19 protein-coding genes and 1 other RNA gene are annotated in these 19,596 nt (G+C 65.4%); 16 read left to right on the forward strand and 4 right to left on the reverse strand.

Going from position 1 to position 19,596, the window contains the following annotated elements; translation table 11 throughout:
* Positions 1 to 20: 20 nt before the first annotated feature.
* The 5 genes from LN450_RS21670 (at position 21) to LN450_RS21690 (ending at position 2,752) form a co-directional block, all read left to right on the forward strand.
* Positions 21 to 443, forward strand: a complete 423-nt coding sequence (locus LN450_RS21670) for a hypothetical protein (protein WP_011345931.1) — start codon at positions 21 to 23, stop codon at positions 441 to 443.
* Positions 444 to 518: 75 nt separating this feature from the next.
* The gene (locus tag LN450_RS21675) at positions 519 to 953 is read left to right on the forward strand and encodes a rhodanese-like domain-containing protein (protein ID WP_005912207.1); all 435 of its coding nucleotides are present in this window, start codon (positions 519 to 521) and stop codon (positions 951 to 953) included.
* A gap of 109 nt (positions 954 to 1,062) precedes the next feature.
* The gene (gene secB / locus LN450_RS21680; RefSeq protein ID WP_003488515.1) at positions 1,063 to 1,575 is read left to right on the forward strand and encodes a protein-export chaperone SecB; all 513 of its coding nucleotides are present in this window, start codon (positions 1,063 to 1,065) and stop codon (positions 1,573 to 1,575) included.
* 15 nt (positions 1,576 to 1,590) lie between these two features.
* Positions 1,591 to 2,616, forward strand: coding sequence for an NAD(P)H-dependent glycerol-3-phosphate dehydrogenase (locus LN450_RS21685; protein ID WP_008572015.1), 1,026 nt, complete (start codon positions 1,591 to 1,593; stop codon positions 2,614 to 2,616).
* A 62-nt stretch (positions 2,617 to 2,678) separates the two neighbouring features.
* A non-coding RNA gene (locus tag LN450_RS21690) (sX9 sRNA) lies at positions 2,679 to 2,752 on the forward strand.
* Positions 2,753 to 3,080: 328 nt separating this feature from the next.
* On the opposite strand, the gene LN450_RS21695 is transcribed toward LN450_RS21690, so the two are convergent.
* The gene (locus LN450_RS21695; protein WP_003488520.1) at positions 3,081 to 3,677 is read right to left on the reverse strand and encodes an OmpO family porin; all 597 of its coding nucleotides are present in this window, start codon (positions 3,675 to 3,677) and stop codon (positions 3,081 to 3,083) included.
* A 375-nt stretch (positions 3,678 to 4,052) separates the two neighbouring features.
* On the opposite strand from LN450_RS21695, the gene poxB reads away from it, so the two are divergent.
* From poxB to LN450_RS21725, 6 genes are all read left to right on the forward strand, one after another.
* On the forward strand, positions 4,053 to 5,762 hold the full coding sequence (gene poxB / locus LN450_RS21700; protein ID WP_170808547.1) for a ubiquinone-dependent pyruvate dehydrogenase: 1,710 nt from the start codon (positions 4,053 to 4,055) through the stop codon (positions 5,760 to 5,762).
* Positions 5,763 to 5,811: 49 nt separating this feature from the next.
* The gene (locus LN450_RS21705) at positions 5,812 to 7,254 is read left to right on the forward strand and encodes a sensor histidine kinase (RefSeq protein WP_011345950.1); all 1,443 of its coding nucleotides are present in this window, start codon (positions 5,812 to 5,814) and stop codon (positions 7,252 to 7,254) included.
* Complete coding sequence (locus LN450_RS21710) at positions 7,239 to 8,582, forward strand: sigma-54-dependent transcriptional regulator (protein ID WP_011345951.1); 1,344 nt, start codon at positions 7,239 to 7,241, stop codon at positions 8,580 to 8,582. Before LN450_RS21705 ends, LN450_RS21710 begins: the two co-directional genes overlap by 16 nt.
* A gap of 190 nt (positions 8,583 to 8,772) precedes the next feature.
* A complete protein-coding gene (locus LN450_RS21715; protein ID WP_011345952.1) occupies positions 8,773 to 9,525 on the forward strand; it encodes a hypothetical protein in 753 nt (250 codons plus the stop codon).
* Between the two features lie 75 nt (positions 9,526 to 9,600).
* A complete protein-coding gene (locus LN450_RS21720) occupies positions 9,601 to 10,245 on the forward strand; it encodes a hypothetical protein (RefSeq protein WP_228892940.1) in 645 nt (214 codons plus the stop codon).
* Positions 10,246 to 10,337: 92 nt separating this feature from the next.
* A complete protein-coding gene (locus LN450_RS21725; protein ID WP_011345953.1) occupies positions 10,338 to 11,567 on the forward strand; it encodes an MFS transporter in 1,230 nt (409 codons plus the stop codon).
* Between the two features lie 349 nt (positions 11,568 to 11,916).
* Here LN450_RS21725 and LN450_RS21730 read toward each other — a convergent pair whose 3' ends face one another.
* Together LN450_RS21730 and LN450_RS21735 are read right to left on the reverse strand one after the other, a co-directional pair.
* Complete coding sequence (locus tag LN450_RS21730) at positions 11,917 to 12,393, reverse strand: tRNA (cytidine(34)-2'-O)-methyltransferase (RefSeq protein WP_008572190.1); 477 nt, start codon at positions 12,391 to 12,393, stop codon at positions 11,917 to 11,919.
* Positions 12,394 to 12,419: 26 nt separating this feature from the next.
* A complete protein-coding gene (locus LN450_RS21735) occupies positions 12,420 to 12,881 on the reverse strand; it encodes an XAC0231 family protein (protein ID WP_011345954.1) in 462 nt (153 codons plus the stop codon).
* Positions 12,882 to 13,267: 386 nt separating this feature from the next.
* Between LN450_RS21735 and LN450_RS21740 the strand changes: the two genes are divergently transcribed.
* The 4 genes from LN450_RS21740 (at position 13,268) to LN450_RS21755 (ending at position 16,980) form a co-directional block, all read left to right on the forward strand.
* Positions 13,268 to 13,588, forward strand: coding sequence for a DUF4156 domain-containing protein (locus tag LN450_RS21740; RefSeq protein WP_008572192.1), 321 nt, complete (start codon positions 13,268 to 13,270; stop codon positions 13,586 to 13,588).
* A 101-nt stretch (positions 13,589 to 13,689) separates the two neighbouring features.
* Positions 13,690 to 14,706 carry a 3-oxoacyl-ACP synthase III gene (locus LN450_RS21745; protein WP_008572193.1) on the forward strand — a complete coding sequence of 339 codons (1,017 nt, stop codon included), beginning with the start codon at positions 13,690 to 13,692 and terminating at the stop codon, positions 14,704 to 14,706.
* An 83-nt stretch (positions 14,707 to 14,789) separates the two neighbouring features.
* Positions 14,790 to 15,929: a protein adenylyltransferase Fic gene (fic, locus tag LN450_RS21750; protein WP_011345955.1), complete on the forward strand. Its 1,140-nt coding sequence runs from the start codon at positions 14,790 to 14,792 to the stop codon at positions 15,927 to 15,929.
* 148 nt (positions 15,930 to 16,077) lie between these two features.
* Positions 16,078 to 16,980 (forward strand): alpha/beta fold hydrolase, encoded by a 903-nt coding sequence (locus LN450_RS21755; RefSeq protein WP_011345956.1) that lies wholly within the window; start codon positions 16,078 to 16,080, stop codon positions 16,978 to 16,980.
* A 155-nt stretch (positions 16,981 to 17,135) separates the two neighbouring features.
* Here LN450_RS21755 and LN450_RS21760 read toward each other — a convergent pair whose 3' ends face one another.
* On the reverse strand, positions 17,136 to 17,519 hold the full coding sequence (locus tag LN450_RS21760) for a YkgJ family cysteine cluster protein (protein WP_011345957.1): 384 nt from the start codon (positions 17,517 to 17,519) through the stop codon (positions 17,136 to 17,138).
* A gap of 320 nt (positions 17,520 to 17,839) precedes the next feature.
* Here LN450_RS21760 and oleC point away from each other — a divergent pair, with 320 nt between their 5' ends.
* Positions 17,840 to 19,501, forward strand: coding sequence for an olefin beta-lactone synthetase (oleC, locus tag LN450_RS21765; RefSeq protein WP_011345958.1), 1,662 nt, complete (start codon positions 17,840 to 17,842; stop codon positions 19,499 to 19,501).
* Positions 19,502 to 19,596: the final 95 nt, after the last annotated feature.

The following is a 19,596-nucleotide window of genomic DNA, read 5'->3' on the forward strand; positions in this document are numbered from 1 at the left end:
CTGGATCCGGGGGAATACGCATGCGTGCAGTCATTACAACGATCGTGCTGCTTGGGCTGGCACTGCTGAGCGGGGTGGCCAATGCCGGCAGCCGTGCCCAGGCGCGGGCGCTGGAAACCATCCAGGCCGCCTACACGGCCGCCGTGCGCTGGAACGATTTCGATGCCGCGCAGGGCTTCGTCGAGCCGGCCTATGCCCAGGCGCATCCGCTCAGCGACCTGGAACGTTCGCGCTACGAGCAGGTGCAGATTTCCGGCTACCGCGAGGTGCGCGTGGGCCAAGACCCCAATGGCGACCTGCGGCGCGAGGTCGAGTTGCGGGTGATCAACCGCAATACCCAGGCCGAACGGCTGGTGCGCAGCATCGAGATCTGGCGCTGGAATCCCGAGCAGAAGCGCTGGTGGCTGGCCAGCGGCCTGCCCGACCTGTGGAAGGGCCAGTAGCCTGGCCCCTGCGCGCCGGGCGTCGCGTGCGCCAGCTGTGCGACAATTCCCGCCCGCTCGACTGACCCTGACCCCGTGAATTTCGAAGAGCTGCAGGCCTTTGTCGGCCGCAACCCCATGTTGTCGCTGGCCCTGGTGGGCCTGACCATCGCCCTGATCGTCACCGAGGTCGCGCGCCTGTTCCGCGGCTATCGCGCGCTCAAGCCGGCCGAGCTGACCCGTCTGATCAACAGCGAAAATGCGCTGGTGATCGACCTGTCGCCCACTGCCGACTTCGAAAAAGGCCACATCGCCGGCAGCCGGAACGTGGCGCTGGCCAAGTTCGACCCAGCCGGCAAGCTATTGGCCAACGCCAAGGCCTCGCCGGTGGTGGTGGTGTGCCGCAGCGGCACCACCTCCGCCGGTGCAGCCAAGACGCTGAAGAAAGCTGGTTTCGAACAGGTGTACTGGCTCGAAGGCGGCGTGGCCGCCTGGCAGATGGCCGAGCTGCCACTGATCAAGGGCCGCTGATCCGCCTTGTGCGGCAACCGGCACGCCCCCATTGCTGGCGTGAGAGACTTGCGCTTTCACGTTCGCATCACTCAACGCTGCATCCACCGAACCGTTTCTGGAGTTAGGAATGTCCGACGAAATCCTCAACGGCGCCGCTGCGCCGGCCGACGCCGCTGCTGGTCCCGCCTTCACCATCGAAAAGATTTACGTCAAGGACGTGTCCTTCGAATCTCCGAACGCACCGGCCGTCTTCAATGACGCCAATCAGCCCGAGCTGCAGCTGAACCTCAACCAGAAGGTGCAGCGCCTCAACGACAACGCCTTCGAAGTGGTGTTGGCCGTGACCCTGACCTGCACCGCCGGTGGCAAGACGGCCTATGTGGCCGAAGTGCAGCAGGCCGGCGTGTTCGGCCTGGTCGGCCTGGACCCGCAGGCGATCGACGTGCTGCTCGGCACCCAGTGCCCGAACATCCTGTTCCCGTACGTGCGCACCCTGGTCAGCGACCTGATCCAGGCCGGCGGCTTCCCGCCGTTCTACCTGCAGCCGATCAATTTCGAAGCCCTGTACGCAGAAACCCTGCGTCAGCGTCAGAACGAAGGCACTTCGCTGGCCGATTCCGAGCCGGCTGGCAACGCCTAAGCGTTGATTGCGCCGATGAGCGATTGGACCCACAAGATCGCCGTTCTCGGCGCCGGTTCCTGGGGCACGGCCCTGGCCGCGCTGCTCGCCAGGCATGGTCATCCGACCGTGCTCTGGGGGCGCGATGCGGCGATGGTGGATACCATCGACCGCACCCACGAGAACGCTCGCTATCTGCCGGGCATTGCGCTGCCCGACAGTCTGCGTGCCACCACCGACCTGCAGGCGGCGGTGGCTGACGCCACCTGGATCCTGGTGGTGGTGCCCTCGCATGCGTTCACCGAGACCATCCGGCTGATCGCACCGCTGCGTCCGGCCGGTGCCGGCGTTGCCTGGGCGACCAAGGGCTTCGAACCCGGTTCCGGGCGGTTCCTGCATGAAGTGGCACGCGACATCCTCGGCCCCAGCGTTCCGCTGGCCGTGGTGACCGGGCCCTCCTTCGCCAAGGAGGTCACGCTCGGCCTGCCGACCGCCATCACCGTGCACGGCGACGATGCGGCGTTTGCACAAGTGGTGGCCGATGCGATGCACGGCCCCACCTTCCGCGCCTACACCGGCGACGACATGGTGGGCGCCGAGCTGGGCGGGGCGATGAAGAACGTGCTGGCGGTGGCCACCGGCGTGGCCGACGGCATGCAGCTTGGTCTCAATGCACGGGCCGGTCTGATCACGCGTGGCTTGAACGAGATGCTGCGTCTGGCGGCGGTGATCGGCGCACGTCCGGAGACCCTGATGGGCCTGGCCGGATTGGGCGATCTGGTGCTTACCTGCACCGGCGATCTGTCGCGCAACCGGCGCCTCGGTCTGGCCCTGGGGCGCGGGCAGAGCTTGGACGATGCGATCCGCGAGATCGGCCAGGTGGTCGAATCGGTGCAGACGGCCGATGAGGTCATGCGTCAGGCCGAACACCACGGCATCGAACTGCCGATCTCCAATGCCGTGCGTGCGGTATTACACGGTGAAATCACTCCGGAAGCAGGCCTGAAGGAACTGCTGGCACGCGAGCGCAAGCCAGAGTACCCGCAGACCTTGTTTACCTGAGAACAGCCGACAAACCGCTGCGCTTACTGCCAGTCGTGCGTGGGCCGGTGCTTAGAATCCTCGTGCGCCACCCTTGCATGACGGTTCCGCGCGCTGTCCACGCCCCCGGATGATTGCTCGCTCCGTCTTGTTCGCCGCGCCAAGACCGGTAGCGCCTTGGCATCCAATGCGAAAATGCACAACACAACGCCCGGCGTACCGGGCGCGTTTGTTTGGCCGCTTGCCGCGCGGCGCAAGCACGGCTTTGGCGGATCGGGCGCCAGGTCGTTGGGGCACCCAACGCGAGCACGGCCCACCCTCGTGACGCAGATGCAACGTTGGCGAGTTTCCTGTGCGAAGTGACGCGCATCGTGACGTGCATGTCCAAACCGCCAACCGATCGCCCAAAAGAAAGAAGCCCGGTCGGGGGACCGGGCTTCCAGTGCAACGCGGGAGAGAGAGCGCGCTGCAGTCAAACGTGCGGCTTACCAGCTGAAGCGCGGGCCGACCGACCATTCCTTGTTGCCGTCGCCATCCATACGGATGTCGCCGTTGATGCCCCAGTTCTGGTTCAACTTCACCTGGGCGCCAAGGCGGCCGTAGAAGTTGTCGCCGATGTCGATGCCACGCTTCTTGGAGAAATCTTCGTAGCCAGCCAGGGCATAGACTTCGAAGTGCTCGCCGAAGGCGTTACGCAGACCGGCTTCAACGCTGTAGCCGTCGAAGTTGATGTTCGGGGTGTCCAGGTCCAGCTTGCGGTAGGCAACGCGCGCAACGAAGTCGGTGCTCGTGGCGATTTCGTGGTTGAAGCCCACGCCGACGCCCCACTGCTGGAAGTCCGAGTCGGTGTTTTCGAACACGTTGTTGTTGTCGTCAGCATTCTGCTTGCTGTAATCGCCGAACACGTGGAAATTCGGAGCGATGGCGTAGGAGGCCTTCACGCCCCAGCCGTCTGCATCGCGACCTTCGGTCGGCGTGCGCACGTAGTCGCCTTCGACGAAGTTGTAGGAGAGGTTTTCAGCAGCCGAAGCCGCAAACGGCAGAGCTGCGAGAAGGCCGAGGGCCAGCAAAGAAGTCTTCATGATCGGGATACCTGTACTTATTTGATTGGACCGGCGCTGAGGCGGATGCCGTTCGCTGCCGAGATGTAAATTCTCCGTTATTCGATGGAACGCGACATGAATTTTGGACTGACCAGTTGATGAATCATCGCGCCAGATTCAGCTGCGCTTTCTTGTGTAGCGTGCAGATGCGCGTACAGCACGTGCAAAACGTGATGCTCTAGCGCTTACATGGCGCCGACGTGAGGCATGTGTACACAAACGCGGCAGATCGCCTGGTTTCCAACGTTTTACGCGCGCGCGCTCCACCAGCACATTGCACTGACACCGCCGCTGGGAGCATTGCACGCCTGTTGAACACACCTGTGGAGCTGCATCGTGGCGAAGAAAAAAACGTTGGCGCGCTTTCTGGCCGAGACGCTGCAGAGCGCCGGGGTCGAGCGGATCTGGGGCGTGACCGGCGACAGCCTCAACGGCTTGACCGATGCCTTGCGCGAGATGCAGACCATCGCGTGGATGCATGTGCGGCACGAAGAAGTGGCCGCGTTCGCCGCAGGTGCCGAGGCGGCGGTGACCGGCCAGCTGGCGGTGTGTGCGGGCAGTTGCGGGCCGGGCAATCTGCATCTGATCAACGGGCTGTTCGATTGCCATCGCAGCCGCCAGCCGGTACTGGCGATTGCCGCGCATATTCCGTCGTCCGAGATCGGGCTGAGCTATTTTCAGGAGACCCACCCGCAGGAGCTGTTTCGCGAGTGCAGTCACTTCGTGGAGTTGGTGACCAACCCGGCGCAATTGCCGGAAGTGCTGCATCGGGCGATGCGCACGGCCATCCTGCAGCAAGGCGTGGCGGTGGTGGTGATTCCCGGCGATATCGCGCTGCTGGAGGTGGACAAGCATGTCTCCAGTGCGTGGCCGGCGCTGCGTCAGCCGCGGATGCTGCCTGCCGCCGAGGATGTGCGGCAATTGGCCGAGCTGCTGCAGCAGAGCAAGGCGGTGACGCTGTTGTGCGGCAGTGGCTGTGCCGGCGCGCATGACGCAGTCGTGGCGTTGGCCGACACGTTGGGTGCGCCGGTGGTGCATGCGCTACGTGGCAAGGAATACGTGGAGTGGGACAACCCGTTCGATGTCGGCATGACCGGCCTGATCGGTTTCAGTTCCGGTTATCACGCCATGCTCAATTGCGACACCTTGCTCATGCTGGGCACGGATTTTCCGTACCGGCAGTTCTACCCGAAGGACGCGACCATCGTGCAGGTGGATCGCGACCCAAGCGCGCTCGGTCGGCGCACGCCGTTGCAGCTGGGCATTGCCGCCGATGTGGGCGAAACCATTGCAGCATTGCTGCCGCAGCTGCAGCGCCGCGAAGAACGCGGGTTTCTGGAAAAGTCGCTTGCGCACTACCGCAAGGCGCGCGAAGGGCTGGACGATCTGGCGGTGCCGGCAGATCCCGGGCAGCCGCTGCACCCGCAGTTCGTGACCCGGCTGATCAGCCAGATTGCCGATCAGGATGCAGTGTTCACCTGCGATGTCGGCACGCCCACGGTGTGGGCCGCCCGCTACCTGCGCATGAACGGCAAGCGTCGCTTGCTGGGGTCGTTCAATCACGGTTCGATGGCCAACGCAATGCCGCAGGCGCTTGGTGCGCAAGCAGCATTTCCCGGTCGGCAAGTCATTTCGCTATCGGGCGATGGTGGCTTTGCGATGCTGATGGGCGATTTCATCTCGCTGGCGCAATTGAATCTGCCGGTGAAGGTGGTGGTGTTCAACAACGCTTCGCTGGGATTTGTGGCGATGGAGATGAAGGCTGCCGGTTACCTGGATACCGGTACCGAGCTGCGCAATCCGGATTTCGCGGCGATGAGCAACGCGATGGGCATCCTCGGCATCCGTGTCGATGAGTCGTCGCAACTGGAGCGTGCATTGCGCCAAGCCTTCGCGCATTCGGGTCCGGCGCTGGTGGATGTGCGCATCGCCACGCAGGAGCTGGCGGTGCCGCCGGCGATCAAACTCGAACAGGCCAAGGGTATGGGCCTGTATCTGCTCAAGGCAGTGATGAGCGGGCGTGGCGATGAGGTCATCGAGTTGGTGAAGACCAACCTGCGTTAATTCAGTTGCACTCACGCACACTGGCTGTCCTCTTCAGGCCGCTTCGTCCATGCCCCGTTCGCTGCTCCGGCAACTGTTGCTGATCTGGATGGTGATCGTGGCCGCCTGTGTGGGCGTGGCCACGATGTTGTACGGCCTGTATCGGCAGACCGAGGGTGTGCGGCTGGAAGAGGCGCGCCAGCAATTGGGCGGGCAATGCGCGCGCATCGTGCAACGCTATGCCGGGGCAAGCGAGGCGGCGCGTCGCGGCGACGATGGCGCAGGCCTGGCAGCGGTGGTGGTGCAGTTGGTGCTGGCCGATGCGCCAGGCGTCGAGGGCGGTGTCTGGGACCTGCACAAGGGCTTTGTTGCCTATGCCTACCCGACCTACGACGGCAGCGATCACAAGACCGATATTCCCGCCGCGGAGTGGGCCAACATCGTCAACACGGCGCAGCAGAGCGTGACGACAAGGCAGGCGGCGCAATACCGTCGCGACGGTCGCCGCGAGGTGCTGCTGATCAGCGCCTGTCCGTTGGCATCCGGCAGCGCGGCATGGACGATGACGCGGGTGCCGGCCAGCAAGGCCGACGCGTGGCGGCCGTTGGTCGTTGGCATGCTGCTGATCTTCGCGATGGTGGCGATATCGGCCATTGCGCTGGGCGTGCTGGTGCGGCGCTGGAGCCAGCGCCTGCAGCGGATCCAGCAGGCGCTGGCGGCCGACACCGAGATGCCGCACATTCCGCCGACCGGTACGCCGGAACTGGACCGCCTGGGCGCGGCGGTCAACGACTATGCGCAGCGCAACGCGCAGGCGCTGGCGCAGACGCGCCGGTTGGCCGACGAGCTGTCGCGGCACGAACGGCTTGCCGCACTGGGGCGCATGACGGCCACGGTGGCGCATGAGATCCGCAACCCGATCGCCACGATGCGGTTGGCGCTGGAAAACGAGATCGCGCGCCGCGATGCGACGCCGGACGATGCGGCGCATGGCGAGTTGATGCTGGGGCAGATTCGTCGCCTGGATGGCGTGGTCGAGAGTCTGCTCGGCATGGTGCAGCCGATTCGTCTGCAACTGGAGACGGTGGTCGTGCAGGACTGGCTGGCGACGCTGCTGGAACACAGCCCATTACCGCCGGGCACGCCGCCGCCCCGCCTGCTGCTGCCGGCCGCGCCGTTGCGCTGGACCCTGGATCCGCAGCAACTGGGGCGCGCCGTGCACAACCTGCTGCGCAATGCTGCGCAGCACGCCGATCCAGGCAGCGAGGTCACGCTGCAGGCGGCAGCAGTGGAGGGCATGTTGCAGCTGCAGGTCTGCAACCGTGGCGCGCCGATCGCAGAACCGATCGCTGCGCACCTGTTCGAACCGTTCGTCAGTGGCCGCGCCGACGGCAATGGCCTGGGGCTGGCGCTGGTGCGCGAGATCGCGCGTGCGCATGGCGGGCACGCGCGCTACGCACATGCCGACGGGCTGACCCATTTCATCCTGGAGTTGCCATGGCGCGCATCCTGATCATCGACGACGACGCGGCGTTTCGCACCACCTTGCAGGCCACCTTGCGCTCGCTCGGGCATACGGTGGTCGCCGCCGGGAACGGGCCGGACGGGCTGGCGCGGCTGAGCGAAGGCGGCATCGACATGGCGTTCGTGGATTTCCGCATGCCGGGCATGGACGGCATCGCGGTGCTGCGTGCGCGCCTGGACGATGCGCAGGCGCGTCAGGTGCCGCTGGTGATGCTGACCGCCCATGTGTCCAGCGGCAACACGATCGAGGCGATGACGCTGGGCGCCTTCGATCATCTGGTCAAGCCGGTCGGCCGTGCCGATATCGTGGAGGTGGTGGAGCGCGCGCTGCTCAGTCGTGCCGATGCGCAGGCTGCAGCGACAGACAGCTCGCCTGCGCCGGTCGAGGATGAGGATGCACTGGTCGGCCACAGCCCGGCGATGCGCACCGTGCACAAGCGCATCGGGCTGGCAGCGGCGTCCGATCTGCCGGTGCTGATCACCGGGGAAACCGGCACCGGCAAGGAATTGGCCGCACGCGCACTGCATCGCGCCAGCCCGCGCGCCAATGCACCATTTGTCGCAGTCAACTGCGCGGCCATTCCGCTGGACTTGATGGAGAGCGAGCTATTCGGCCATCGCAAGGGGGCGTTTTCCGGCGCCAGCAGCGACCGACGCGGGCTGATTCGCGAAGCCGATGGCGGCACGTTGTTTCTGGACGAAATCGGCGACATGCCATTGCCGATGCAGGCCAAGCTGCTGCGTTTCCTGCAGGAAGGCGAGGTGACGCCACTGGGTGGCGGCCCGCAGAAGGTGGATGTGCGGGTGCTGGCCGCCACCCATCGCGACCTGGCGGCCTGCGTGGCCGACGGACGCTTTCGGAGCGACCTGCGTTACCGCCTCAATGTGGTGCCGATCGAATTGCCGCCATTGCGCGAGCGTGGCCAGGACATCCTGCTGCTGGCGCAGCACTTCCTGAGCGCCGATGCAGCGCGTGCGCAGAGCCTGTCGCCGGCCGCGCAGGAGCGACTGCTCGCGCACCGCTGGCCTGGCAACGTGCGCGAATTGCGCAATGTCATGCAGCGCAGCCAGGTCTTGGTGCGTGGCGCCAGCATCGATGCGGCGGATCTGGATGAAGCGCTGGGCGAGGCGGGCGAGTTGCCGCCGCAGGAGCCATCGGTGGTGACCGGGACCCTGCCCGAGGCCGTGGCGCGGCTGGAAACGCAGATGATCCGGTCGGCGCTGGAACACAGCCAGGGCAATCGCGCCGAGGCCGCGCGCCGGCTGGGGATCCACCGGCAGCTGCTCTATCGCAAGCTGGAGGAATACGGCCTGTGACACTTGCGCGCACATCGATCGCAGGCTGCGGGACAGGTGTCCCCAAACCGGACAGGGTGGATGAAATGCAGACGTCTCCGTCCGGCTGCAGAGCAAATAAAGCTCTTTCAAAACAATCAGTTATTGGTTGGCACGATTGCTGCTTTGTCTCTGGTACGCGGCCCCGTCCCGCCGCGCAGGAGACATCCCCATGATGCGTCAGACTGTTCTTGCAATTGCCCTGGCCTGCACCATCGGCGCCGCCGCCGCACAAGTGGCCGCCCCGCCGCCGCCGCCGGCGCCCAATGGCCCGATCGGCGGTCCGCCAGCCCCGCCGACCCCGGTCGCCGCCACACCGGTGAGCGTGAGCGGTACCGTCGAGCGCTTCCTGCTCAACCCCAATGGCGAGGTCGACGGACTGTGGCTGCGCGACGGCACCCAGGTCGGGTTTCCACCGCATCTGTCCAGCGAGGTGAAGGCAGCCGTACGGGCCGGCGACAGTGTCGTCGTCAAGGGCTTCCGCCTGGGCAATCTGCCGGTGCTGCAGGTCAGTTCGATCCGCTCCGGCCGTAGCGGCCGCGAGGTGGTCGACCGTCCGCCCACCTTCGGCGCCGCCCCGCCGCCGCCGCCGACCCCCGGCCAGCTGACCCCGTTGCAGTCCGATGGCACGATCCAGCGCCTGGTCTATGGGCCTGCCGGCGAGGTCAATGGTGCGCTGGTCAGCGATGGCACGGTGGTGCGGATGCCACCGCATCTGGCGCTGCAGTTTGCCGATCTGCTGCGCGTGGGCGAGCCGCTGAGCGCCAGCGGCTTCGGTGTGGCCACCCCGGACGGCCGTGCGATCGAGGCGACCCAGCTGGGGCGTGATCGCTCCTCGCTGCGTGCGCTGTTCACCGCGCCGCGTCCGGACGGCCCGCTGCCGCCACCGCCGCCGGGCGCGCCGGTTCCGCCGGCCGGCCGTTGAGTCGTACCGCTCCGGTTTTCTTCATTGGTTTCCTCCGCTGGTCACGCAGCCGCGTGGCCAGCGGCTTGACCGGCAATGCCGGTCCTTTTTCGGAGTAACACCACGCATTGGGTCGACCCTGATTTCCTCCCCGCCACCCGCGGCACCCTGGCGCGTTTCCTGCTCAACCCCAAGGCCGATATCGACGGCCTGCTGCTCACTGATGGCACCGAAGTGCACACCCCGCCGCATCTGTCCGAGGCGCTGCTGAAGGCGCTCAAGCCTGGTAGCGCGCTCACCGTACGTGGCCTCAAGCCGCGCGACGTGGAGATGCTGGTGGCGCTGGCAATCGATCCGGAAGGCGGCAAGCGCATCCTCGATGAAGGCCCGCATGGGCCGCATGCCAAGCCCAAACCCAAACCGCCCGGCAAACCGCCCAAGCCGGAAGTGGCCCAGCACAGCGGCACCATCACCCGGTTGCTGCATGGTCCGCATGGGCAGGTGCATGGCGTGCTGCTGGACGATGCGGTCACGGTGCGGTTTCCGCCGCATGCCGGTGGCGACTTCGCCAAGCAGCTGGTGGTCGGCAAGCCACTGGTGGCCGAAGGCGAGACCAAGGCCACGCCGCACGGTGTGCTGATCCATGCCCATGCCTTGGGTGGCAAGGCGGCGACGCTGAAGCAGATCGAGCATCCACCGCACGGCCCTGCGCATAAACCCAAGCCCAAGCCCAAACACTAGGAGCCGGACATGCGGCCACCGCGCGCCACTGAGATGCCCGCCCCGTGGTCTGCCACGTGCGCCTTCGTGCGCGCTCGCAGCGGAGCGGTGCCATGCCGGTGACCAAGGACAGGCCCCGTGGGACACGCGCGCTGGAAGCACTGCATTTCAGCGTGGCCGATGTGCAGGACGGGCTGGGGCCGTTCCTCAGCGTGTTTTTGCAATCCAAAGGCTGGTCGGTGGCGGCGATCGGCACGGTGATGAGCGTGGGCGGCATTGCCGGCATGCTCGCCACCACACCGGCCGGCGCGCTGGTCGATGCCACCCGGCGCAAACGCGCCGTGGTGGTCATCGGTTGCCTGGCGATCCTGCTTGCCACCGCCTTGATCTGGCTGCAGCCCACCTCTTCGGGCGTGGTCGCCGCCCAGATCGCCTCGGCGTTGGCAGCGGCCGGCATTGGCCCGGCATTGACGGGCATTACGTTGGGGCTGGTGCACGCGCACGGTTTCGACCATCAGCTGGCGCGCAACCAGGTGGCCAACCATGCCGGCAACGTGCTGGCCGCGGTGCTGGCCGGCTGGTTGGGATGGCGCTATGGCTTCGCCGCCGTGTTCCTGCTGACCGCCTTTTTCGGCGCCCTGGCGCTGGTGGCGGTGCTGGCGATTCCGGCTGCGGCCATCGACCACCGCGCAGCACGCGGTCTGGCAAGCAACAACGGTGGGGATGCGTTGAGCGGTTGGCGTGTGCTGCTGACCTGCCGCCCGCTGGCGCTGCTGGCGGCGACCTTGGGGCTGTTCCATCTGGGCAATGCGGCGATGCTGCCGCTGTACGGCATGGCGATCGTGGCGGCGCACGCCGGCGACCCGAGTGCATTGACGGCCACCACCATCGTGGTGGCACAGGCCACGATGGTGGTGGTCGCGCTGCTGGCGATGCGCTGGATACGCGTGCATGGGCACTGGTGGGTGCTGCTGGTGGCGTTCATGGCCCTGCCGTTGCGCGCCTTGGTGGCGGCCTCGGTGATTCACGGCTGGGGCGTGTTTCCGGTGCAGATCCTCGATGGGCTCGGCGCCGGCTTGCAAAGCGTGGTGGTGCCGGCACTGGTCGCGCGGTTGTTGCAAGGCACCGGGCGCGTGAATGTCGGCCAGGGCGCGGTGATGACCGTGCAGGGCGTCGGTGCGGCACTGAGTCCGGCCTTTGGTGGCTGGTTGGCGCATGCCTTCGGTTACCGCATCGCGTTTCTGACCTTGGGTGCGATCGCGCTGCTGGCAGTGGCGTTGTGGGCCGGCTGTCGCGGCATGTTGCAGGCAGCGGCTTCCATGCAGGCCGAGACAGTGCTGTGACCGGTGCGCAGGGCGCGCGCAAGCGGAGCGACCGATCGCTGTCCGTCGCGGCTTGCGCGTTATCGATCGCGCTGCGCTGACGGGACGAGCAAGTGCGGTCTGACCAGGGGCGTGTCCTGTCGGCCGGCAGGCCTGGCATGCGCGCAGATGACGCGGCGCACATCATCGCCTCGTTGGTCCGGATCGATGCAGTGTCTGTCGCTGTCCAACGATAGCCACCACCACAGATGCCGCGTCCTGGTGAGAGATCAGGTGCGATAGCCACCATCTCATCGCGCGTCCGGCGACGCGGTCTTGCCAGCAGGCACGCAGGCGCATGCCGTTGCGTACAGTCCCGGCTATCGCCTGGTTACTGTCCGCCAGCGAAATTCCATTGCCGCCAGGCTTCGAACACCATCACCGCAACGGTGTTGGACAGGTTGAGGCTGCGGTTGTCCGGGCGCATCGGCAAACGGAGCCGGTGCTGCGGCGGAATTGACTCCAGCACCTCGGCCGGCAGGCCGCGGGTTTCCGGACCAAATAAAAACGCATCGCCATCGGCGAACTGCGGTGTGTCGTAGCGCACCGTACTGCGGGTGCTCAGTGCGAAGACGCGCTTGGGCGCGATCGCGGCCAGGGCGCTGGGCAGGTCGGTGTGCACCTGCAACGGCGCGTATTCGTGGTAGTCCAGGCCGGCGCGCTTGAGCTGCTTGTCGCTGAGGTCGAAGCCGAGCGGCTCGATCAGGTGCAGGCGCGCGCCGGTATTGGCGCACAAGCGAATCACATTGCCCGTATTGGGCGGAATTTCAGGCTGAAACAGGATGACGTCGAGGACAGGTGCTGGCATGCGCGCAAGTGTAGCTGCGCGCGTGCTTAAAGGCTGATGGCGGCGTTGACCAGCGCTTCCGGTTCGGCCGGCGAGGGCTGCAGCTGCGGCGTCGGCAGGTTCACGATGACCTGGCCCATCAGTGCACCGATGGCGCCAGCTGCCTGGCTGGAGGCGCTCTGCGCGCTGGCGGCGGCGCTGCGCACCACCAGGTCGGCACGCTGTTCAGCCGAAGGGCGCACCTGCACCGCCGCCAAGGTGACGATGCGCGGGCCGGCCTGTTCGGCGGCCAGCGCGGCCACTTGCTCGGCCGAGGGACGCACTTGCACGGCGGTCAGGGTGCGAATGGCGCTGTTGCGCTCCAGTGTCTGCTGGGCGATCTGGTCGGCGGCCGGGCGAACCTGGACGGTGTCCAGGGTGGTCAGGCTCGCGGCCTGGGCAAATCCGGCCAGGGTGGCGCCAGCGAACAGGGCGGTGGAGAGGGCGATGCGCAGGGTTTGGGTCTTCATGGCGGGGTCTCTTGGTGTTGTTAATCAGTGGTGTGGTAGTAAGGTAGTACACCGTTTCGGTATGCACAAGAACTTTCGCGTGGCTTTTTATTTTGTTCAGCGAAAAGTCAGTTTCAGTGGTTGTCGGCGGTTGCGAGATACAGGGGAGCAAACGGTGTGCCAACAAAAGGCCATTGTTTTTAAAGGGTTTTCAGCCGCGTAAGAGTGTCCGCGTCCGGACACCCGGACGCGCTGCAGGACGGCGGACACCGCGCCCAAACGGGTATGCACGCTCAAGGCAAGGCGGTTCGGTGCGCTGAATGGGTGGATGGCGGGTGCCACCGCGCGCCGGATCGCCAGCACGCAACTGCGGCACAATCCGGCTTTCCCCACAGGTGTGATGACTTATGCGCGTGCTGATGCTGTCTGTTCTGGTTGCCACCACCACTGCGGCGTGCACCTGGGTGCCGATCGAACAAAGCGGCAAAAGTGTGCGGGTGCTGCCCGCAGGCCCTGTGCCAGCGGGGTGTCAGCAGCAGGGCGAAGTGGTGGTGACGGTCAAGAGCAAGGTCGGCTTCTATAACCGCAACCCGCTGCGCGTGCAGGAAGAACTGGAAACGCTGGCGCGCAACGAGGCCCCCGGCGCCAACGCCAATGCGGTGCAGGCGCAAGGCCAGCCGGCCGACGGCAGCCAGCGTTTCAACGCCTTCCGCTGCCCCCCGCGCTGAACCGTTGGGCTGGGGCGCAGGCGATTCAATTGTAAAGATGCGGTAAAACCAGCCAGCGGCTAGACTAGCGCCCCCTCGCCTGACGCCATGGCGCTACTTCGATGCTCTTCCAGAATGTCTCCATCGCGGGACTGGCGCATGTTGATGCGCCGCACACGCTGACTTCCAAGGAAATCAACGAACGCCTGCAACCGACCTACGACCGCCTCGGAATCAAGACCGACGTGTTGGGCGACGTTGCCGGTATCCATGCACGGCGCTTGTGGGACCAGGATGTCCAGGCATCGGACGCCGCCACCCAGGCCGCGCGCAAGGCGCTGATCGATGCCGGTATCGGCATCGAGAAGATCGGCTTGCTGGTCAACACCTCGGTGAGCCGCGATTACCTGGAGCCGTCCACGGCGTCCATCGTGTCCGGCAACCTGGGCGTGGGCGACCACTGCGTCACCTTCGACGTGGCCAACGCCTGCCTGGCCTTCATCAATGGCATGGACATCGCCGCACGCATGCTTGAGCGCGGCGAGATCGACTATGCGTTGGTGGTGGATGGCGAGACTGCCAACCTGGTGTACGAAAAGACCCTTGAGCGCATGACCTCGCCGGATGTCACCGAGGAGGAGTTCCGCAACGAACTTGCCGCGCTGACCCTGGGCTGCGGTGCAGCAGCCATGGTGATGGCGCGCACCGAGCTGGTGCCCGACGCGCCGCGCTACAAGGGCGGCGTGACCCGTTCGGCCACCGAGTGGAACAAGCTGTGCCGGGGCAACCTGGACCGCATGGTCACCGACACCCGGCTGTTGCTGATCGAAGGGATCAAGCTGGCCCAGAAGACCTTCATGGCCGCCAGGCAGGTGCTGGGCTGGGCGGTGGAGGAGCTGGACCAGTTCGTCATCCACCAGGTCAGCCGCCCGCACACCGCCGCCTTCGTGAAGTCGTTCGGCATCGACCCGGCCAAGGTCATGACCATCTTCGGCGAGCACGGCAACATCGGCCCGGCCTCGGTGCCGATCGTGCTGAGCAAGCTCAAGGAACTGGGCCGCCTGAAGAAGGGCGACCGCATCGCGCTGCTGGGCATTGGCTCGGGCTTGAACTGCTCGATGGCCGAAGTGGTTTGGTGATGCACGGAAAGACGCGTTAAAAAAAATGGATTTTTAGAACGCGTTCTTGCATCATGTTCGTTCTCGCAACATGAGCAGGTGCCATGGATGAACCACCCGCTTTCGACCCGGGTCAACCCCACAATGCTCTCCCGCCGCTACCGCCGGCGGGAGATATAGAAACCCGCAGCCTGCTCAAGGCTTGCATCGTCGCACGCACCGCCCTGGCCGAACTGAAACAGGCCACCGCGTTGTTACCCAACCCGGCCGTGTTGATCAATACGATTCCGGTCCTGGAAGCGCAGGCCAGCTCGGAGATCGAAAACATCGTCACGACCACTGACGATTTATTTCGCTACGCAGACGACCAAGAGCGCGCCCAAAATCCCGCGACCAAAGAAGCCCTGCGTTACCGCAGTGCGCTGTACGAAGGCTTTCAATCGCTCAGACAGCGGCCGCTGTGTACCGAAACCGCAATTGTCGTGTGCAGTCGTATCAAAGCGGTGCAGATGCAGATTCGTCGCGTGCCTGGTACTGCGCTGGCTAACGATCAGATCCAGCAGATCATTTATACCCCGCCAGTGGGTGAAACGCTGCTACGCGACAAACTCGCGAACTGGGAGCGCTTCATCCACGAACACACCGATGTCGATCCATTGATCCGGATGGCGGTTGCGCATTATCAATTCGAAGCAATCCACCCATTTACCGATGGTAACGGTCGCACAGGGCGGGTGTTGAATCTGCTGATGCTGATCGAACAAGGATTACTCGATGTACCGGTGCTGTATCTGTCGCGCTACATCATTCGACATCGCAGCGACTACTACCGCTTGCTGCTGGACGTGACGCGGCATGGACACTGGGCCGAGTGGATTCATTACATGCTCGCTGCCGTCGCTGAGACTGCTGCATGGACAACAGCCAAAATCCAGGCGATTCGCGGCTTGGAGGCACAGGCACAAGATCACGTCCGCAGCCTCGCACCGAAGGCCTACAGCCGCGAGCTTGTCGATGTGATCTTCAATCAGCCGTATTGCCGCATCCAAAATGTTGTAGAGGTGCTGGGCGTGACCAGGCAAACCGCTGCACGTCACCTCAAGGAACTGGTAGATATCGGTGTCTTGAAAGAGCAGCGTTTAGGCAAAGAAAAACTGTTCCTACATCCGGCATTTCTACAGCTGCTGTCCAGCGACGAGCATCAACTGCCGCCGTATCGGGGGCATGCGAGGCAAGCCGAGTGACGCTTGGGATCTATTGAAATCTCCGCTACGGGTGGCGTGCCTTGGCCCGGACGCATCGTGACAATCAACGTAATCTGCACTTGTGTGCGGTACAGGGCAGCACCTGCACCGCGCGAAATTACTCGAACTGAATCGGACGCGTTTTTGCATGAATTACCCCGGCTACCCCTTTACCCCCAAGCGCCTTGAAGTGCGCCCCGGCGTTGCGATGTCGTATCTGGACGAAGGCCCGCGCGATGGCGAGGTGGTTGTCATGCTGCACGGCAATCCGTCGTGGAGTTATTTGTGGCGGCATCTGGTGAGCGGCCTGTCCGATCGCTACCGCTGCATCGTGCCCGATCACATCGGCATGGGGCTGTCCGACAAGCCGGACGATGCGCCCGACGCGCAGCCGCGTTATGACTACACGCTGCAATCGCGCGTGGACGATCTGGATACGTTGTTGCGACATCTGGGCATCACCGGGCCGGTGACGCTGGCAGTGCACGATTGGGGCGGCATGATCGGGTTCGGCTGGGCGTTGTCGCATCACGCCCAGGTCAAGCGGCTGGTCATCACCAACACCGCAGCGTTCCCGCTGCCGGCGGAAAAGCCGATGCCGTGGCAGATTGCGATGGGCCGGCACTGGCGGCTGGGCGAGTGGTTCATCCGCACGTTCAATGCGTTCTCGTCCGGCGCTTCATGGTTGGGCGTGTCGCGGCCGATGCCGTCGGATGTTCGCCGTGCGTATGTGGCGCCGTACAACAACTGGCGCAATCGCATCTCCACCATCCGCTTCATGCAGGATATTCCGCTGTCGCCGGCCGACAAGGGTTGGTCGCTGCTGGAGCGCTCGGCGCAGGCGCTGCCTTCGTTCGCCGATCGCCCGGCCTTCATTGCCTGGGGCCTGCGCGACATCTGTTTCGACAAGCACTTCCTGGCCGGCTTTCGCAAGGCACTGCCGCAGGCCGAAGTGACAGCATTCGACGATGCCAATCACTATGTGCTGGAAGACAAGCATGAGGTGTTGGTGCCGGCGATTCGCGCGTTTCTGGAGCGCAATCCGCTCTAGCGCATTGCGCCGGCAGCAGCGTGCGGCCACGCGTCAGCTCACTGCACGCAATGACTGGAATGACTGCATCCAAATCCGATGCAGCGCATCGGTCATCCCGGCCAGATGCCTGCCGACGCGGTTGCGAGCACGACACAAGGTGCTGCGCTATAGCGTTACATCGGCGGCAGCGGGTTGCGTTGTGCGTCGTCCACGCCAACCCAATCGGCATCGGTCAGTGCGTGCAGGCCGTGCGCCAAACGCGCTTTATCGCATTGCGCACTGCGCTGCCCGAATTCCAGCGAGGCCGGCACGGCCGCGCAGGACGAGGGGCGGCGGTCGTGGATGCTGCAGCGGCTGTAGCGCCCGATGTCTGCATCCAGCGCGATGCAGCGCGGTTGCGACTGCGAGGTGCCGCGCATCACCCGCTCATGCGTGCGTAGGGCGTCGGTCAGCTCGATCGGCACCCTGCCGCCCAATGCAGGATCGGCTTCGCTCCAATGGAAACTGACGCGGAAATAGGCGCAGCAGGCGCCGCAGGTAAGGCAGGGGTGTGCCATGGAGTGCCGGGCCTGGCGCGGCGAAATCGCGTGGGAAGCGCGGCATTTTGACCGAACCGCGCCGCGATACAAGTAGCGTGCCGCGGTGACCGGTTAGCGATTCAGATGCGCGCCGCCATGCCTGGGTGGGCGGCGCTCCACGCGTGTCGCGCACCCAGGCATGCGCTGCGAACGCGTTGCGGCGATTGGGTCGGGTACTGCCGCGCATCGATGCGTCATGGCGTCAGGCGATGATGAGCCGCGCTTGCGCCCGCGCCGTGCGTCGCCTTCAGGCAGGCTGCAGCGGCCGGCGTCATTGGCGCATGGGTGATAATGCGCAGATGACGACCCTCTGCAATATCGCGGCCACCCTTCCGCAACTGGCGCGCGAGCGCCCCGACCAGATCGCCATCCGTTGCCCGGGCGCTCGCGGCGCCAACGGGTTTGCCGCCTACGATCTGACCTTGAGCTATGCCGAGCTGGATGCGCGCAGCGATGCGATCGCCGCCGGGCTGGCACGCCGCGGCATCGGGCGCGGCGCGCGTGCGGTGGTGATGGTGCGGCCGTCGCCGGAATTCTTCCTGCTGATGTTCGCCTTGTTCAAGGCTGGCGCGGTGCCGGTGCTGGTGGATCCGGGGATCGACAAGCGTGCGCTCAAGCAGTGCCTGGACGAAGCGCAGCCGCAGGCATTTATCGGCATTGCGCTGGCGCAGCTGGCGCGCCGTTTGCTGCGCTGGGCGCGCTCTGCCAAACAGATCGTCACCGTCGGCGGACGTTATGGCTGGGGCGGGGTGACGCTGGCGCGCGTGGAGCGCGATGGTGCCGGCGCAGGCAGCCAACTGGCCGACACCGCGCCCGACGATGTGGCGGCGATCCTGTTTACCAGTGGCTCGACCGGTGTGCCCAAGGGTGTGGTGTATCGCCACCGGCATTTCGTCGGCCAGATCGAATTGCTGCGCAATGCGTTCAACATGCAGCCCGGCGGGGTGGATCTGCCGACGTTTCCGCCATTTGCCTTGTTCGATCCGGCGTTGGGACTGACCTCGGTGATTCCGGACATGGACCCGACGCGCCCGGGCAGTGCCGACCCGCGCAAGTTGCATGATGCGATCGCGCGCTTCGGTATCACCCAGTTGTTCGGTTCGCCGGCCCTGATGCGCGTGCTGGCCGACGATGGGCAGCCGCTTCCCAACGTGCGCCTGGTCACGTCGGCCGGTGCGCCGGTGCCGCCGGATGTGGTGGCGAAGATCCGCGCGCTGCTGCCGGCCGATGCGCAGTTCTGGACCCCTTACGGCGCCACCGAGTGCCTGCCGGTGGCCGCGATCGAAGGGCGCACCCTGGATGCCACGCGCGCCGCTACCGAGGCTGGTGCCGGCACCTGTGTGGGCCAGGTGGTCGCGCCGAATGAGGTGCGCATTATTGCGATTGACGATGCGGCCATTGCCGATTGGAGTGGCGTGCGCGTGCTGGCGACCGGTGAGGTCGGCGAGATCACCGTTGCCGGCCCCACCGCCACCGACACCTATTTCAACCGCGATGCGGCCACGCGCATCGCCAAGATCCGCGAACGCCGCAGCGATGGCAGCGAGCGCGTCGTGCACCGCATGGGCGATGTCGGATATTTCGACGCCGAAGGACGCTTGTGGTTCTGTGGGCGCAAGACCCAGCGCGTGGAAACCGCCAGCGGCCCGCTGTACACCGAACAGGTGGAGCCGGTGTTCAACGTGCATCCGCAGGTGCGGCGCACCGCGCTAGTGGGCGTGGGTGCGCCCGGACAGCAGCAACCGGTGCTGTGCGTGGAGTTGCAGCCGGGGGTGTCTGCTCCTGCGTTCGCACAGGTGGAAAGCGACCTGCGCGCGCTGGGCGCTGCCCGCCCGCACACCGCAGGTATCGCGCGTTTCCTGCGCCACTCCGGTTTTCCGGTCGACATCCGCCACAACGCCAAGATCGGCCGCGAAACGCTGGCGGTGTGGGCAGCGCAGCAGCTGCATGAGAACGGATGACAACAGGGAGCGCCTAGTGGTCAGGCGGGTATGGATGGCGCACTCGTAAATTGCAGCGCGCAAGTGGTCGATTCCGATCACCGCACCCGCCCGCC

Origin of the sequence: Xanthomonas euvesicatoria pv. euvesicatoria, assembly GCF_020880415.1 — a bacterium.
GTDB lineage: Bacteria > Pseudomonadota > Gammaproteobacteria > Xanthomonadales > Xanthomonadaceae > Xanthomonas > Xanthomonas euvesicatoria.

Coding starts and splice junctions, on each gene's coding strand:
- oleC (WP_011345958.1), top strand. CDS start 17,840: ATGACGACCCTCTGCAATATCGCGGCCACCCTTCCGCAACTGGCGCGC.
- LN450_RS21755 (WP_011345956.1), top strand. CDS start 16,078: ATGAATTACCCCGGCTACCCCTTTACCCCCAAGCGCCTTGAAGTGCGC.
- LN450_RS21745 (WP_008572193.1), top strand. CDS start 13,690: ATGCTCTTCCAGAATGTCTCCATCGCGGGACTGGCGCATGTTGATGCG.
- LN450_RS21725 (WP_011345953.1), top strand. CDS start 10,338: ATGCCGGTGACCAAGGACAGGCCCCGTGGGACACGCGCGCTGGAAGCA.
- LN450_RS21740 (WP_008572192.1), top strand. CDS start 13,268: ATGCGCGTGCTGATGCTGTCTGTTCTGGTTGCCACCACCACTGCGGCG.
- LN450_RS21735 (WP_011345954.1), bottom strand. CDS start 12,881: ATGAAGACCCAAACCCTGCGCATCGCCCTCTCCACCGCCCTGTTCGCT.
- LN450_RS21670 (WP_011345931.1), top strand. CDS start 21: ATGCGTGCAGTCATTACAACGATCGTGCTGCTTGGGCTGGCACTGCTG.
- LN450_RS21685 (WP_008572015.1), top strand. CDS start 1,591: ATGAGCGATTGGACCCACAAGATCGCCGTTCTCGGCGCCGGTTCCTGG.
- LN450_RS21720 (WP_228892940.1), top strand. CDS start 9,601: ATGCCGGTCCTTTTTCGGAGTAACACCACGCATTGGGTCGACCCTGAT.
- LN450_RS21695 (WP_003488520.1), bottom strand. CDS start 3,677: ATGAAGACTTCTTTGCTGGCCCTCGGCCTTCTCGCAGCTCTGCCGTTT.
- fic (WP_011345955.1), top strand. CDS start 14,790: ATGGATGAACCACCCGCTTTCGACCCGGGTCAACCCCACAATGCTCTC.
- LN450_RS21705 (WP_011345950.1), top strand. CDS start 5,812: ATGCCCCGTTCGCTGCTCCGGCAACTGTTGCTGATCTGGATGGTGATC.
- LN450_RS21710 (WP_011345951.1), top strand. CDS start 7,239: ATGGCGCGCATCCTGATCATCGACGACGACGCGGCGTTTCGCACCACC.
- LN450_RS21730 (WP_008572190.1), bottom strand. CDS start 12,393: ATGCCAGCACCTGTCCTCGACGTCATCCTGTTTCAGCCTGAAATTCCG.
- secB (WP_003488515.1), top strand. CDS start 1,063: ATGTCCGACGAAATCCTCAACGGCGCCGCTGCGCCGGCCGACGCCGCT.
- LN450_RS21715 (WP_011345952.1), top strand. CDS start 8,773: ATGATGCGTCAGACTGTTCTTGCAATTGCCCTGGCCTGCACCATCGGC.
- LN450_RS21760 (WP_011345957.1), bottom strand. CDS start 17,519: ATGGCACACCCCTGCCTTACCTGCGGCGCCTGCTGCGCCTATTTCCGC.